The 15,058-nt window shown below is 70.7% G+C and carries 11 protein-coding genes; 9 read left to right on the forward strand and 2 right to left on the reverse strand.

All coding sequences use genetic code 11. From position 1 onward, the window contains the following. Nucleotides 1-125 precede the first annotated feature (125 nt). The 3 genes from ACWCQM_RS19735 to ACWCQM_RS19745 all read left to right on the forward strand — a co-directional run bounded on the left by ACWCQM_RS19735 (nt 126) and on the right by ACWCQM_RS19745 (nt 4,043). On the forward strand, nt 126-704 hold the full coding sequence (locus ACWCQM_RS19735; protein WP_104789925.1) for a TerD family protein: 579 nt from the start codon (nt 126-128) through the stop codon (nt 702-704). A 121-nt stretch (nt 705-825) separates the two neighbouring features. Further along, nucleotides 826-2,769 carry a TerD family protein gene (locus tag ACWCQM_RS19740; protein ID WP_450916459.1) on the forward strand — a complete coding sequence of 648 codons (1,944 nt, stop codon included), beginning with the start codon at nt 826-828 and terminating at the stop codon, nt 2,767-2,769. Between the two features lie 266 nt (nt 2,770-3,035). After that, entirely contained in the window at nt 3,036-4,043 is a 1,008-nt protein-coding gene (locus tag ACWCQM_RS19745) for a TerC/Alx family metal homeostasis membrane protein (RefSeq protein WP_450916460.1), read from the forward strand. A gap of 67 nt (nt 4,044-4,110) precedes the next feature. Here ACWCQM_RS19745 and ACWCQM_RS19750 read toward each other — a convergent pair whose 3' ends face one another. Next, on the reverse strand, nt 4,111-4,767 hold the full coding sequence (locus tag ACWCQM_RS19750) for an MBL fold metallo-hydrolase (RefSeq protein ID WP_450916461.1): 657 nt from the start codon (nt 4,765-4,767) through the stop codon (nt 4,111-4,113). A gap of 10 nt (nt 4,768-4,777) precedes the next feature. Further along, the gene (locus tag ACWCQM_RS19755; RefSeq protein ID WP_450916462.1) at nt 4,778-5,467 is read right to left on the reverse strand and encodes a maleylpyruvate isomerase family mycothiol-dependent enzyme; all 690 of its coding nucleotides are present in this window, start codon (nt 5,465-5,467) and stop codon (nt 4,778-4,780) included. A gap of 175 nt (nt 5,468-5,642) precedes the next feature. Here ACWCQM_RS19755 and uvrA point away from each other — a divergent pair, with 175 nt between their 5' ends. The 6 genes from uvrA to whiA all read left to right on the forward strand — a co-directional run bounded on the left by uvrA (nt 5,643) and on the right by whiA (nt 14,844). Beyond that, entirely contained in the window at nt 5,643-8,666 is a 3,024-nt protein-coding gene (gene uvrA, locus ACWCQM_RS19760; protein WP_450916463.1) for an excinuclease ABC subunit UvrA, read from the forward strand. Between the two features lie 478 nt (nt 8,667-9,144). Beyond that, the gene (locus ACWCQM_RS19765; protein ID WP_267076331.1) at nt 9,145-9,573 is read left to right on the forward strand and encodes a Rieske (2Fe-2S) protein; all 429 of its coding nucleotides are present in this window, start codon (nt 9,145-9,147) and stop codon (nt 9,571-9,573) included. 87 nt (nt 9,574-9,660) lie between these two features. Beyond that, nucleotides 9,661-11,874, forward strand: coding sequence for an excinuclease ABC subunit UvrC (gene uvrC, locus ACWCQM_RS19770; RefSeq protein WP_450916464.1), 2,214 nt, complete (start codon nt 9,661-9,663; stop codon nt 11,872-11,874). Continuing rightward, a complete protein-coding gene (gene rapZ / locus ACWCQM_RS19775) occupies nt 11,871-12,836 on the forward strand; it encodes an RNase adapter RapZ (RefSeq protein ID WP_450916465.1) in 966 nt (321 codons plus the stop codon). Before uvrC ends, rapZ begins: the two co-directional genes overlap by 4 nt. Then, nucleotides 12,833-13,864, forward strand: coding sequence for a gluconeogenesis factor YvcK family protein (locus ACWCQM_RS19780; RefSeq protein ID WP_073747815.1), 1,032 nt, complete (start codon nt 12,833-12,835; stop codon nt 13,862-13,864). Before rapZ ends, ACWCQM_RS19780 begins: the two co-directional genes overlap by 4 nt. Beyond that, complete coding sequence (gene whiA, locus ACWCQM_RS19785; RefSeq protein ID WP_267076333.1) at nt 13,855-14,844, forward strand: DNA-binding protein WhiA; 990 nt, start codon at nt 13,855-13,857, stop codon at nt 14,842-14,844. Before ACWCQM_RS19780 ends, whiA begins: the two co-directional genes overlap by 10 nt. Nucleotides 14,845-15,058: the final 214 nt, after the last annotated feature.

Below are 15,058 nucleotides of genomic sequence, written 5' to 3' on the forward strand. Positions count from 1 at the left end.
GGACCCGCAGTGTTGCAGGACCGACACAAAAACGGCCCATCACTCCTTCCCGCCCCCGGGGACTGCGTAGGGTGCGGGGAAACCGCACACCGACGGTTGCGGGGCAAGCGGAGAGGGGACAGCGCGTGACGGTCAACATGACCAAGGGCCAGGCCATCAGCCTGCAGAAGAGCGACGGGGGGACCCTGACCGCGGTACGGATGGGGCTCGGCTGGCAGGCGGCCCCGCGCCGCGGGCTTTTCGGCTCGCGCACCCGGGAGATCGACCTGGACGCCTCGGCGGTTCTCTTCGCCGACAAGCAGCCCGTGGACGTCGTGTTCTTCCGCCACCTCGTCAGTGACGACGGCTCGGTCAAGCACACCGGCGACAACCTCGTCGGCGGCGCGGGCTCGGGCGGGGACGACGAGGCGATCCTGGTCGACCTGCAGCGGGTCCCGGTCCACATCGACCAGATCGTCTTCACGGTGAACTCGTTCACCGGCCAGACGTTCCAGGAGGTGCAGAACGCCTTCTGCCGCATCGTCGACGAGACCAACGGCCAGGAGCTCGCCCGCTACACGCTGGACGGTGGCGGCCAGTACACGGCGCAGATCATGGCGAAGGTGCACCGCGCGGGCAGCGGATGGCAGATGACCGCCCTGGGCAACCCGGCCAACGGCCGGACCTTCCAGGACCTGATGCCGGCGATCCTGCCGCACCTGTAGGCGAGGCGGCGCCACGGGCCCGACCCGGCCCGCAGATCCGTACGAGCAGCTCCCGGAGGCACCTGCCGCCGGGAGCTGCGCCCATGGCAGGGCACCACACCGAACGTCGAGGGGACAGGGCATGACGGCCGAGCTGGTCCGGGGGCAGAACCACACCTTGCCCCAGACACGTCTGGAGATCAGGGTGTCGGCGGGCTCTCCCGTCGTGGCCGGGGCCACGCTCGGGGACGAGCGGGGCACGGTCCGCGGAGCCGAGTGGATCGCCCATCCCGGCTCGCCCCGGCTGCCCGGGCTGGAGGTCTCCCGGCAGGCGGCGGCCGACCACCGGCTGGCCGTGGACCTGGACGCCCTGCCCGACGCGGTGCACCGCGTCACCGTGCTCCTCGCCCTGCCCACCGGGCCCGGCCGGCCGGGCAGGTTCGGCGCGGTCGCCGCGCCGTTCGTCGCGGTCACCGGACTCGACGGCACCGAGATCGCCACGTTCACGCTCACCGGCCTGGACACCGAGTCCGCCGTGTCCGCCTTGGAGCTCTACCGCCGCCAGGGCGTCTGGAAGGTCCGCGCGGTCGGCCAGGGATACTCCGCGGGTCTCGCCGAGATGCTCGCCGACCAGGGCGTGGCGGAGGCGGCGGAGCTTGCCGCCTCCATACAGGAGGCCGTGGCCTCGGGCCTCGCCCGCTCCGTGGCGCCCCCGCCGCCGCCCCGCACCCCCGAGGGGGAGCGGGTCCGGCACTCCGCCGGCCCCACGACGTCCGGAGGCGGCGGACAGCCGCCCGCCCCGGCGCCCGCCCCCGAACCGCTGGGCGACGGCACACCGCCGCCCCCGGCCACCGCGCCCGGCGGGCCCATCGACTACGCGCACCCCAGGCGCCAGACCTCGGCGCCGCCCCCGCCGCCTCCCACGGCCCCGCCCGCCGAGCCGGGGCAGCCCGCGCGGCCCGTCGCCGGTGACGCCACGGGCTGGTCCATGGACGAGCGGCTCTACAACCAGATCTGGGGCATGTTCGAGGACCTCGCGCGCGCCGTGGCCGCCTACCGCAGCGCCGTCGACTTCGCCGACTCCCGGATGGACCAGGAGCTCGACCGGGCCCTCTCCGACCCGCGCAGCCGCATCGGGGGCACGGGCGACCGGGTCCGTGAGGAGGCCAGGGCCAAGCGCGACGAGCTGACCGGCCGGGCGCGCGAGGCGCTCGACCGCGACCTCGCCCAGCTGGCCGCCGAGTCCGCGGTCGTCGAACCGGCCCTCCCCGCCTCGTACGCGGGCTGGGACAACCCCGTCTGGCACGCCTACCGCGTCCCGATGGAGATCCCGATGGCCCTGCGCATCGGAGACCTCCATCTGCCCGAGCGCACCGATCTGCGCATCCCGCTGCTGGTGCGGCTGCCCCTGGAGCGGGGAATCTGGGTCGACAGCGGCCGTACGGCCTCCGAGGCGGCCGCCTCGACGCACGGGGACCAGCTGCGCAGGCTGGCCATGGAGACGGCGGTCGCGCTGGCCGCGAGGCTGCTGGCGGTCTATCCCGCGAACGAGTTCTCGGTGCACGTCATCGACCCGGCCGGCTCGGCCGCCGCCGCGCTCTCCCCGCTGGTGAGCTCCGGGGCCCTCGCCGCTCCGCCCGCCGCGGGGGCCGCGGGCGTCTCCACGGTCCTGGCCCGGCTGACCCGCCGCGTCGACCTGGTGCAGATGGCGATCCGGGCCGGCGCCGCGGACTCGCTGCCCCCGGACCTCGACACGGGCGAGCAGCTGCTGATCGTCAACGACTTCCCGCACGGCTTCGACGACCGGGCCGTCACCCAGTTGCGGTATCTGGCCGACGAGGGTCCCTCCGTGGGCGTACACCTGCTGATGGTGGCCGACCGAGAGGACGCGAGCGCCTACGGCCCGGTCCTCGACCCGCTGTGGCGTTCCCTCCTGCGGATCACCCCCGTCGCCGACGACCACCTCGCCGACCCCTGGGTGGGCCAGGCCTGGACGTACGAGCCGCTGAGGGCACCGCAGGGCAGCCGGGTCCTGGAACAGGTCCTCGCGCTGGTGGCCGCGGCCCGGCGGGCCGGCTACCGCTGAGCGAGGACGACGGTGGTCAGATACCTGTCGCATAGCCTCCGACCAGGCATTTTGATCACGCCTTGGGGATGACTTTACCTTTTCTTGGTGCTTCGGGTACTGTTCTTGGTGCGGAGGGGAGTACTCCCGATCGCGGCGTTCCCGTCAGTACGGACTGTGACCGGTCCCGGGGCGTCGGCCCGGCGCGCATCCCGCGCTCCCGGGTGGAAGAGACCTCCGGCAGCGACGACGCTGATCTATAGCCGTAGCGAACTGCCGGAGGCGCAGTGGACGTTTCATGGACTGTCTGGGTGTTGACCATTCTTGGTCTCATCGCCCTTATCGCCGTCGACTTCTTCATCGGGCGCAAGCCCCATGACGTCTCGACCAAGGAAGCCGGAATCTGGACCATCGTCTGGATCGCGCTGGCCGGCCTCTTCGGGCTCGGCCTGCTGCTGTTCGGCGAGAGCCAGGCATCGGGCGAGTTCTTCGCCGGATTCATCACCGAGAAGTCGCTCAGTGTCGACAACCTCTTCGTCTTCATCCTGATCATGGCGAAGTTCTCGGTGCCCTCGCACCTGCAGCAGAGGGTTCTGCTCATCGGCGTGCTGATCGCCCTGGTACTGCGTGCGATCTTCATCGCCGCCGGTGCCGCGGTCATCGCCAACTTCTCGTGGATCTTCTACATCTTCGGCGCGTTCCTGATCTTCACCGCCTGGAAGCTCATCCAGGAGGCACGGGCCGACGAGGACGAGGACGACTGGGAGGAGAACCGCCTCCTCAAGTCGATCGAGCACCGCTTCGGTGTCGCCGACCGTTACCACGGAACCAAGCTCTTCATCCGGAACAACGGCAAGCGCGTCATGACCCCCCTGATGGTGGTCATGCTCGCCATCGGCACCACCGACATCCTGTTCGCGCTGGACTCGATCCCGGCGATCTTCGGCCTGACCCAGGACCCGTACATCGTCTTCACCGCGAACGCCTTCGCCCTGATGGGCCTGCGTCAGCTGTACTTCCTCATCGGCGGTCTGCTGAAGAAGCTGGTCCACCTCAGCTACGGGCTCTCGGTGATCCTCGGGTTCATCGGCGTCAAGCTGGTGCTGCACGCGCTGCACGAGTCCGGGGTGCACGTCCCGGAGATCAGCATCGCGTTCTCCCTCTCCTTCATCTGCGCGGTCCTGGTGGTCACCACGATCACCAGCCTCGTCGCCAACAAGAAGACGGCGGCGGCGGAGGCCGCGGCGAAGGGCGAGCAGAAGGACGACAGCGAGAACGTCGGCGCGGAGAAGTAGCGCAGGACCGACACACCGACGGCCGGGGCCCCAGGAGGGGCACCCGGCCGTCGGGCGTCTCACCGGTTCACCAGCCGCGCTCGCGCCACTGGGGCAGATGGGGACGCTCGGCGCCGAGCGTGGTGTCGTGACCGTGGCCCGGGTAGACCCACGTCTCGTCCGGCAGCTCGTCGAAGAGCTTGGTCTCCACGTCGTGGATCAGGCTCGCGAAAGCCTCCGGGTCCTTGTGCGTATTGCCTACGCCGCCGGGGAAGAGGCAGTCCCCGGTGAACAGGTGCGGCGCTCCGTGCGGGTCGTCGTAGACCAGGGCGATCGACCCCGGGGTGTGCCCGGTCAGATGCCGGGCGGTCAGCGAGACCCGCCCCACCCGGATCGTGCCGTTGTCCTCCACGAGCTCGTCGGTGGGGACCGGGATGCCCTCGGCGTCGTACCTCCCGGCATACGTCCGTGCCCCGGTGGCCGCCACGACCTCGCCGAGTGCCTGCCAGTGGTCGCCGTGCCGGTGCGTCGTGACGACGGACGCGATGCCGTCCTCGCCGATCAGCCGCAGCAGGACCCCGGCCTCGGCGGCCGCGTCGATCAGGAGCTGCTCGCCGGTCGCCCGGCAGCGCAGCAGGTACGCGTTGTTGTTCATCTGGCCGACGGCGACCTTGGAGATCATCAGATCCGTCAGCTCGTGCACATCCGCAGGGCCGCCGACCTTGACCGTTCCGCTGTACGTCATGCCGCGCAGCCTATAGCGGGGGAAGCGTGGGGAGGATGCCGCCTTCCGCGGTGAGCCCGGAGCCGTCACGGCGGCCGCAGAGCCAGCCGAGGATGTCGGTGGCCGTGCCCCGGACGGTGACCGGAGGGCCGTCGGAGCCGCCTCCCGTGGTCCAGATCCGGCCGTCCTCGGTGACCGCTGTCGTGGGCACGACACCGGGATGCCCGGCGAAACGTTCGGCCAGGAAGTCGTTCTCCCGGGTCACGAACTCCCCCGGCAGGTCCTCCAACCCGTACCCCGTCCCCAGGTCGACGTGGTGCAGCTCGACCTCGACCCACCGGCGGAAGGGGATCCGGGACGCCGAGTCCGTCACGCCGTTGCGCAGCGTCACCGTGCGGGACCAGTCGGCGGGCTCCGCCGCCGCCGCGAGGAAGGCCGCCCCGCTCCCGCGCAGGTCGGCGAGCTGCTCGGCCAGGGGCCTGGGCGCGTCGCGCTCGATGTCCGCGTCGCGGGTTTCGCTGTTCGCGTACATCGGGCGCCCTTGGAGAACATTTACGAGCGCGTCGGCGTTACGTGACAGGTGGGCGAGAACATGGCCGCGGCTCCAGCCAGGCAGGAGCGACGGCCCGGCGACGGTCGTGTCGTCGATTTCGCCCATGGCACTGAGCAGCCGATCGGTCGCTTCACGTACAGCTTCCAGGTCGCGCGCATGATCAGTCATGGGCCGAGCGTAGCCCTCGCCACTCGTTCGGGTGATGTGGTCTGCGGTCGTCCGTAAATCGAATGCGCGTGCTATACGCTCGGAGTCGAAAGCTTCCTACATCGCTGTGGCGCCCCCCATACCCTGGGCAGGGGGCTCAGTTCCCCCACTTCTCTCCAGAAAGGTGCGGACCGGCGTGGCCGACCGTCTCATCGTCCGTGGCGCGCGCGAGCACAACCTGAAGAACGTCTCGCTCGATCTCCCCCGTGACTCCCTCATCGTCTTCACCGGGCTCTCCGGATCGGGCAAGTCCTCGCTCGCGTTCGACACGATCTTCGCCGAGGGCCAGCGGCGCTACGTGGAGTCCCTCTCCTCGTACGCCCGGCAGTTCCTCGGCCAGATGGACAAGCCGGACGTGGACTTCATCGAAGGCCTCTCGCCCGCCGTCTCCATCGACCAGAAGTCGACCTCGCGCAACCCGCGCTCGACGGTCGGCACCATCACCGAGGTCTACGACTACCTCCGGCTGCTCTTCGCCCGGATCGGCAAGCCGCACTGCCCCGAGTGCGCCAGGCCCATCTCGCGCCAGTCGCCCCAGGCGATCGTCGACAAGGTGCTCAACCTTCCCGAGGGCAGCCGCTTCCAGGTGCTCTCGCCGCTGGTGCGCGAGCGCAAGGGCGAGTTCGTCGACCTCTTCGCCGACCTCCAGACCAAGGGCTACAGCAGGGCCCGGGTCGACGGCGAGACGATCCAGCTGACCGAGCCGCCGAAGCTGAAGAAGCAGGAGAAGCACACCATCGAGGTGGTCATCGACCGCCTCACGGTGAAGGACAGCGCCAAGCGCCGGCTGACCGACTCCGTGGAGACCGCGCTCGGGCTCTCCGGCGGCATGGTCGTGCTCGACTTCGTCGACCTCGAGGCGGACGACCCCGAGCGTGAGCGGATGTACTCCGAGCACCTCTACTGCCCGTACGACGACCTCTCCTTCGAGGAGCTGGAGCCCCGTTCCTTCTCCTTCAACTCACCCTTCGGCGCCTGCCCCGACTGCACGGGCATCGGCACGCGGATGGAGGTCGACCCGGAGCTGATCGTCCCGGACGAGGACAAGTCCCTCGACGAGGGCGCGATCCACCCCTGGTCGCACGGCCACACCAAGGAGTACTTCGGCCGCCAGATCACCGCGCTCGCGGACGCCCTCGGATTCCGTACGGACATCCCCTGGGCCGGACTGCCGCAGCGCGCCAAGAAGGCGCTGCTCCACGGCCACAAGATCCAGACAGAGGTGCGCTACCGCAACAGGTACGGGCGCGAGCGCGCCTACACCACCCCCCGCTTCGAGGGTGCCGCCGAGTACATCAAGCGGCGTCACGCCGATGCCGAGAGCGACTCCAGCCGGGAGCGCTTCGAGGGGTACATGCGCGAGGTGGCCTGCCCGACCTGTGAGGGCACCCGCCTCAAGCCGCTGGTGCTCGCGGTGACGGTGATGGAGCGGTCCATCGCCGACGTCGCCGCGATGTCGATCAGCGAGTGCGCCGAGTTCCTCGGCCGTCTCAAGCTGAACGCCCGCGACAAGAAGATCGCCGAGCGGGTCCTCAAGGAGGTCAACGAGCGGCTCCGCTTCCTCGTCGACGTCGGCCTCGACTACCTCTCGCTGAACCGCGCCGCGGGCACCCTGTCCGGCGGCGAGGCCCAGCGCATCAGGCTCGCCACCCAGATCGGCTCCGGGCTCGTCGGTGTGCTGTACGTGCTGGACGAGCCGTCCATCGGCCTGCACCAGCGCGACAACCACCGGCTGATCGAGACCCTGGTCAGGCTCCGGGACATGGGCAACACGCTCATCGTCGTCGAGCACGACGAGGACACCATCAAGGTCGCCGACTGGGTCGTCGACATCGGCCCCGGCGCCGGTGAGCACGGAGGCAAGGTCGTCCACTCCGGCTCGCTCAAGGAGCTGCTGGCCAACAAGGAGTCGGTCACCGGCCAGTACCTCGCGGGCACGAGGGCCATCGCGATGCCGGAGATCCGGCGTCCGGTCGACCCGAAGCGCCTGCTCACGGTGCACGGCGCCCGGGAGAACAACCTCCAGGACATCGACGTCTCCTTCCCGCTCGGCGTGCTCACGGCCGTCACCGGTGTCTCGGGCTCGGGCAAGTCGACCCTGGTCAACGACATCCTCTACACCCACCTGGCGCGCGAGCTCAACGGCGCCAAGTCGGTCCCCGGGCGGCACACCCGGGTCGACGGTGACGACCTCGTCGACAAGGTCGTGCATGTCGACCAGTCGCCGATCGGCCGTACACCGCGGTCCAACCCGGCGACGTACACCGGAGTCTTCGACCATGTCCGCAAGCTGTTCGCCGAGACGATGGAGGCGAAGGTGCGCGGCTATCTGCCGGGCCGCTTCTCCTTCAACGTCAAGGGCGGCCGCTGCGAGAACTGCTCGGGCGACGGCACGATCAAGATCGAGATGAACTTCCTGCCCGATGTGTACGTCCCGTGCGAGGTCTGCCACGGTGCGCGCTACAACCGGGAGACCCTGGAGGTCCACTACAAGGGCAAGTCCATCGCCGAGGTGCTGGACATGCCGATCGAGGAGGGCCTGGAGTTCTTCGAGGCCGTCCCGACGATCGCCCGGCACCTGCGCACGCTCAACGAGGTGGGCCTCGGATACGTCAGGCTCGGCCAGTCCGCGCCGACGCTCTCCGGCGGTGAGGCGCAGCGCGTGAAGCTGGCGAGCGAGCTGCAGAAGCGCTCCACCGGCCGCACGGTCTACGTCCTGGACGAGCCGACCACCGGTCTGCACTTCGAGGACATCAGCAAGCTCATCACGGTGCTGTCGGGCCTGGTCGACAAGGGCAACACGGTGATCGTCATCGAGCACAACCTCGATGTCATCAAGACCGCCGACTGGGTCGTCGACATGGGTCCCGAGGGCGGCAGCGGCGGCGGTCTCGTCGTCGCCGAGGGCACCCCGGAGCACGTCGCCTCGGTGCCGGCCAGCCACACCGGGAAGTTCCTCCAGGAGATCCTCGGCGCCGACCGGATCGGCGAGGCGGCGGTGCCCGCGGCCCGTAAGGCCCGCAAGGCTCCCGCGAAGAAGGCCGCCGTCGCCGCGAAGGCGGCGACGGCGCGCAGGACGGCCACGGCCAGGACGGCCGGCAAGGCGGCCGACGGGCAGCCCGCACCGAAGAAGAAGGCCACCCGCGCGCGGAAGGCCTGACACCGTCCGGGACGGGACGGTCTCCCCGTGGCACCGCAGGGGGCCGTCCCGTCCGCGCACGCCGTTCCCGTCCCCGAGTAGTTCGTCCGGAGCCCGTCCCACAGACTCTGCGGGACACGACTCCGGCGTCCGGACGCCCGCCCGCGGCGTCCGGATCGCAGTCCCGGACGCCGCCCCGTGCCTCCGGGCCAGGTCACGGTCGCGGGCGCTCACCGTGCTCTCCGCCTCCGGGTCCGCCCCGGTCGCGGGGCGCCTACCCGTGCTCTCCTCCTCCGGGCCCGGCGACGGAGGACGGGCCACGGAGGACACCCCCTCGGGTCTCTCCCTGCGGGGCCCGGTCGAAAGGCGGGTGTTCTCCGCCGGTATCGTCGGGTCTGTCGCCCATGCCGTCAGGCGCGGCCCGTGCCCCATGTCCGTGGCACCCGGTGCCCCGGGACGGTGACGGCGGCTCTCTGTCCCCCCGACCAGTGGAGACCGCATGTCCGGCCTGCCCGCCGCCCGCCGCACCGTACTGAAGGGTGCCGCTCTCGCCGGTGCCGCCGGGCTCGGAGCGGCGGCCTGCTCGACCGATTCGAAACTCGGCCACGCGGAGACGCCCACCCCCACGGCGCCCGTGGAGCTCGGCGCCCCGGACGAGGTGCCGGTGGGCGGGGCGAAGCTCTACAGGGAACAGCGGGTCGTCGTGAGCTGCCCCGCGGCAGGCCAGTACAAGGCTTTCAGCGCGCAGTGCACCCACGCGGGCTGCCTCCTGGACAAGGTCGAGGGCAACGAGGGCAACTGCCCGTGCCACGGCAGCCGTTTCGACATGACCACCGGCAAGGCGCTCCAGGGACCGGCCACGGTGCCGCTGCCCGCCGTCGACGTGCGGGTCGAGGGCGGAAAGCTCGTCGCGGGCCCGGAGGCCTGAGCCGCGCGCTGGGCCCGGAGGCCCGTCGCCGGCCTCCGCATCCGGGGAAATGCCGCTCTGTCATTGCCCGCAAGTAGGGTGTGAGACATGGCAGACCCCTCCAGCTACCGCCCCAAGCCGGGACAGATCCCCGACTCCCCGGGGGTCTACAAATTCCGCGACGAGCACCGCCGGGTGATCTACGTCGGGAAGGCCAAGAACCTGCGCCAGCGCCTGGCCAACTACTTCCAGGACCTGGCCGGCCTCCACCCGCGTACGCGCACGATGGTCACCACGGCCGCCTCCGTCGAGTGGACCGTGGTCTCCACCGAGGTCGAGGCGCTCCAGCTGGAGTACTCCTGGATCAAGGAGTTCGACCCCCGGTTCAACGTCAAGTACCGCGACGACAAGAGCTATCCCTACCTCGCCGTCACGCTCAACGAGGAGTTCCCGCGGGTCCAGGTCATGCGCGGCGCCAAGAAGAAGGGCGTGCGCTACTTCGGTCCGTACGGGCACGCCTGGGCCATCCGCGAGACCGTCGACCTGATGCTCCGGGTCTTCCCGGTGCGGACGTGCTCCGCCGGTGTCTTCAAGAACGCCGAGCGGACCGGCCGCCCCTGCCTCCTCGGCTACATCGGCAAGTGCTCAGCCCCCTGTGTCGGCCGGGTCAGCCCCGAGGAACACCGGGATCTGGCCGAGGACTTCTGCGACTTCATGGCGGGCCGCACCGGAACGTACATCCGCCGCCTGGAGAAGGACATGATGCAGGCGGCCGAGGAGATGGAGTACGAGCGGGCGGCCCGTCTGCGCGACGACGCGGAGGCGCTGAAGCGCGCCATGGAGAAGAGCGCCGTCGTCCTCGCCGACGCCACCGACGCCGACCTGATCGCCGTGGCGGAGGACGAGCTCGAAGCGGCTGTCCAGATCTTCCACGTCCGGGGCGGACGGGTGCGGGGCCAGCGCGGCTGGGTCACCGACAAGGTCGAGGCCGTCGACACGGCCGGCCTGGTCGAACACGCGCTCCAGCAGCTGTACGGGGAGGAGTCCGGCGACGCCGTGCCCAAGGAGGTGCTGGTCCCGGCACTCCCCGAAGACCCCGAAGCCGTGTCCCAGTGGCTCGCCGACCGCAGGGGCTCCCAGGTCAGCCTGCGCATCCCGCAGCGGGGCGACAAGAAGGACCTGATGATCACGGTCCAGCGCAATGCCCAGCAGGCACTGGGACTGCACAAGACCAAGCGCGCCTCCGACCTCACGACGCGCTCCCGCGCCCTGGAGGAGATCGCCGAGGCGCTCGGCCTCGACACCGCGCCGCTGCGCGTCGAGTGCTTCGACATCTCACACCTCCAGGGCGACGACGTGGTCGCCTCGATGGTGGTCTTCGAGGACGGTCTCGCCCGCAAGAGCGAATACCGCCGCTTCCAGATCAAGGGCTTCGAGGGCCAGGACGACGTCCGGTCGATGCACGAGGTCATCGGCCGCCGCTTCAAGCGCTACCTCCAGGAGAAGGAACGCACGGGGGAGTGGGAGGAGACCCCTGCCCCGACGGGCCCCGTACCGGCTCCTACAGACCCTGTTGCCGCTCCCGCGGGCTCCCTGCCGGTCACGGCGGACCAGGCCGTCACCCCGCCCACGGGCCCCGTGCCGGCCACGGCGGACGCTGTTTCCACCCCCACGGGCCCCGTACCGACCACGGCGGACGCTGTTCCAGCCCCCGTCGGCCCCGTGCCCGCCCCGGACGAGGCAGCCCCCGCAGAGCAGCCCGCCGCCGCGCGGGACGAGCCCCGGGAGGACGACGGCCGCCCCAAGCGGTTCGCCTACCCGCCGCAGCTCGTCGTCGTCGACGGAGGGCAGCCCCAGGTCGCCGCAGCCAAGCGGGCCCTGGACGAGCTGGGCATCGACGACATCGCCGTCTGCGGTCTCGCCAAGCGCCTCGAAGAGGTCTGGCTGCCCGACGACGACGATCCGGTAATCCTTCCCCGCTCCAGCGAGGGCCTCTATCTCCTCCAGCGCATCCGGGACGAGGCCCACCGCTTCGCCATCACCTACCAGCGGGCCAAGCGCGCCAAGCGCATCCGCAGCAGTCCCCTGGACGACGTCGCCGGCCTGGGAGAGACCCGCAAGCAGGCACTGATCAAGCATTTCGGCTCCGTCAAGAAGCTGCGGCAGGCGACAATCGAAGAGATCTGCGAGGTGCCGGGGATAGGGCGCAGGACGGCGGAGTCGGTGGCCGCCGCCCTCGCCGCGGCGGCCCCGGCCGCACCTGCCGTGAACACCGCCACAGGAGAGATCATTGAAGAGGACGACGGGGGCAGCAGGACATGACCGAGCAGGCGCATGAACACCACGACGACCGCGGCCGAGCAGACGGAGCAGCACACGTGAGTACGGGAAGCACCACGGAGAAGGCCGAGGCCACCGCGCCCGCCATCCCCGAGCTGGTGATCATCTCCGGCATGTCGGGCGCCGGGCGCAGCACCGCGGCCAAGTGTCTGGAGGACCTCGGCTGGTTCGTCGTCGACAACCTGCCGCCCGCCCTGATCCCCACGATGGTGGAGCTCGGCGCCCGGTCGCAGGGCAATGTCGCCCGCATCGCCGTCGTCGTCGACGTGCGGGGGCGCCGCTTCTTCGACAACCTCCGGGAGTCCCTCGCGGACCTGGAGGCCAAGCACGTCACCCGGCGGATCGTCTTCCTGGAGTCCTCCGACGACGCCCTCGTACGCCGTTTCGAATCGGTCCGCCGCCCGCACCCGCTCCAGGGCGACGGCCGCATCGTCGACGGCATCGCGGCCGAGCGCGACCTGCTGCGTGAGCTGCGAGGTGACGCCGACCTGGTCATCGACACCTCCAGCCTCAACGTGCACGAGCTGCGGGCCAAGATGGACGCCCAGTTCGCCGGGGACGAGGAGCCCGAGCTGCGGGCCACGGTGATGTCGTTCGGCTTCAAGTACGGCCTGCCGGTCGACGCCGACCTCGTCGTCGACTGCCGCTTCCTGCCCAACCCGCACTGGGTCCCCGAGCTCCGCCCCTTCACCGGGCTCAACGAGGAGGTGTCCGACTACGTCTTCGACCAGCCGGGCGCCAAGGAATTCCTCAACCAGTACACGGAGCTCCTCCAGCTCATCGCCTCCGGCTACCGCCGCGAGGGCAAGCGGTACGTGACCATCGCCGTCGGCTGCACGGGCGGCAAGCACCGCTCCGTCGCGATGTCGGAGAAGCTGGCGGCACGGCTCGCCACCGAAGGTATCGAGACCGTCCTCGTCCACCGGGACATGGGGCGCGAGTGACCAGTCGCAATCTGCGTCTGCGGCGGCTGAGCAGAGCCACGGCCGCGCTCTCCGGCCGCAGCCGCGGCGCGCCCAAGGTCGTCGCCCTCGGCGGCGGCATGGGCCTGTCGGCCTCGCTCACGGCGCTGCGCCGGATCACCGGCGATCTCACCGCCGTGGTCACCGTCGCCGACGACGGCGGCTCCAGCGGCCGGCTCCGGGAGGAGCTGGGTGTCCTGCCGCCCGGCGACCTGCGCAAGGCGCTCGCCGCGCTCTGCGGCGACGACGAATGGGGCAGGACCTGGGCCCAGGTCATCCAGCACCGCTTCGAGTCCAAGGGCGATCTGCACGAGCACGCGGTGGGCAACCTGCTCATCGTCGCCCTCTGGGAGCAGCTGGGCGACCATGTCCAGGCCCTGGACCTGGTCGGCAAGCTCCTCGGGGCGCACGGCCGGGTGCTGCCGATGTCCGCGGTGCCCCTGGAGCTCCAGGCGCTCGTCCGGGGACATCACCCCGACCGGCCCGACGAGACCGTCACGGTGCGCGGGCAGGCCACGGTGGCGCTGACCCCCGGCGAGGTGCAGTCCGTCCACGTCGTACCCGCCGATCCTCCGGCCGTCCCCGAGGCGGTCGCCGCCGTCCTCGACGCCGATTGGGTGGTTCTGGGTCCGGGGTCCTGGTTCTCCTCGGTGATTCCGCATCTACTGGTTCCCGAACTGCTCGACGCACTGGTGACCACGAAGGCCCGTAAGGTCCTCTCGCTGAACCTCGCACCACAGCCCGGTGAAACAGATGGCTTCTCACCGCAGCGTCATTTGGAGGTTTTGGGACGACACGCCCCTAAACTCGCCATGGACGTGGTGCTGGCCGACGAGGCCGCCGTACCCGACCGCGAGTCCCTCGCCGATGCCGCCCAGCGGCTCGGAGCCGCGGTCGAGCTGGCCCCCGTGGCCTCACCCGACGGCGCTCCGACACATGATCCGGAGCTGTTGGCCGCCGCGTACGACCGTATTTTTCGGATGCATGGAAGGATCGGCCCATGGCGATGACGCCAGCGGTGAAGGACGAAATCTCTCGGCTTCCCGTGACCCGGACCTGCTGCAGGAAGGCGGAGGTCTCGGCGATTCTTCGGTTCGCGGGCGGGCTGCACCTCGTGAGCGGCCGGATTGTGATCGAGGCCGAGCTGGACACGGGGAGCGCGGCACGACGGCTCAAGCGGGACATTCTGGAGATCTTCGGGCACAGCTCGGAGCTGATCGTGATGGCTCCCGGCGGACTGCGCCGCGGCTCGCGGTTCGTCGTCCGTGTGGTGGCCGGCGGCGACCAGCTGGCCCGCCAGACCGGTCTGGTGGACGGCCGCGGCCGTCCGATCCGCGGGCTGCCGCCGCAGGTGGTCTCGGGGGCCACCTGCGACGCCGAGGCCGCCTGGCGTGGTGCCTTCCTGGCCCACGGCTCGCTCACCGAGCCCGGCCGTTCCTCCTCGCTGGAGGTCACCTGCCCCGGCCCCGAGGCCGCCCTCGCCCTGGTCGGTGCCGCCCGCAGGCTCTCCATCGCCGCCAAGGCGCGCGAGGTGCGGGGCGTCGACCGGGTGGTCGTCAGGGACGGCGACGCCATCGGCGCGCTGCTGACCCGGCTCGGTGCCCATGAGGCGGTGCTGGCCTGGGAGGAACGCCGGATGCGGCGCGAGGTCCGCGCCACGGCCAACCGGCTCGCCAACTTCGACGACGCCAACCTCCGCCGTTCCGCTCGTGCCGCCGTGGCCGCGGGTGCCCGTGTGGGACGCGCGCTGGAGATTTTGGGCGAGGAGGTCCCGGAGCACCTCGCGGCGGCCGGACGGCTGCGCATGGAGCACAAGCAGGCCTCCCTGGAGGAGCTGGGCGCGCTCGCCGACCCGCCGCTGACCAAGGACGCCGTCGCGGGCCGTATCCGGCGCCTGCTGGCCATGGCCGACAAGCGGGCCCAGGACCTCGGCATCCCGGGCACGGAATCCACCCTCAGCGAGGAAATGGCCGACGGCCTCGTCGGCTGAGAGCCCGCGGGGCGCGGTCATTCCGAAATTCGGTGGAGCGATTTTCGGAATGGGCCGAGTGGCGACCCGCGGGCATTGACTGAGCGCGACCCCGCACGATTGAGCGTGCGGGGTCGCGGCGTTCCGTGGCCCGTGTCCCCGGAAAACGCGCAGGCCCGGTGCTTTTATCGATTGAGTACCACTGCGCGCAATTGAGCGTGCGCCTCGCCCGGGG

This window comes from Streptomyces sp. NPDC002125 (assembly GCF_053593715.1).

What these genes read in the sequence shown, in the direction of transcription:
- ACWCQM_RS19740 (WP_450916459.1), top strand. Translation starts at nt 826, where the DNA reads ATGACGGCCGAGCTGGTCCGGGGGCAGAACCACACCTTGCCCCAGACA.
- rapZ (WP_450916465.1), top strand. Translation starts at nt 11,871, where the DNA reads ATGACCGAGCAGGCGCATGAACACCACGACGACCGCGGCCGAGCAGAC.
- whiA (WP_267076333.1), top strand. Translation starts at nt 13,855, where the DNA reads ATGGCGATGACGCCAGCGGTGAAGGACGAAATCTCTCGGCTTCCCGTG.
- ACWCQM_RS19755 (WP_450916462.1), bottom strand. Translation starts at nt 5,467, where the DNA reads ATGACTGATCATGCGCGCGACCTGGAAGCTGTACGTGAAGCGACCGAT.
- uvrC (WP_450916464.1), top strand. Translation starts at nt 9,661, where the DNA reads ATGGCAGACCCCTCCAGCTACCGCCCCAAGCCGGGACAGATCCCCGAC.
- ACWCQM_RS19750 (WP_450916461.1), bottom strand. Translation starts at nt 4,767, where the DNA reads ATGACGTACAGCGGAACGGTCAAGGTCGGCGGCCCTGCGGATGTGCAC.
- ACWCQM_RS19765 (WP_267076331.1), top strand. Translation starts at nt 9,145, where the DNA reads ATGTCCGGCCTGCCCGCCGCCCGCCGCACCGTACTGAAGGGTGCCGCT.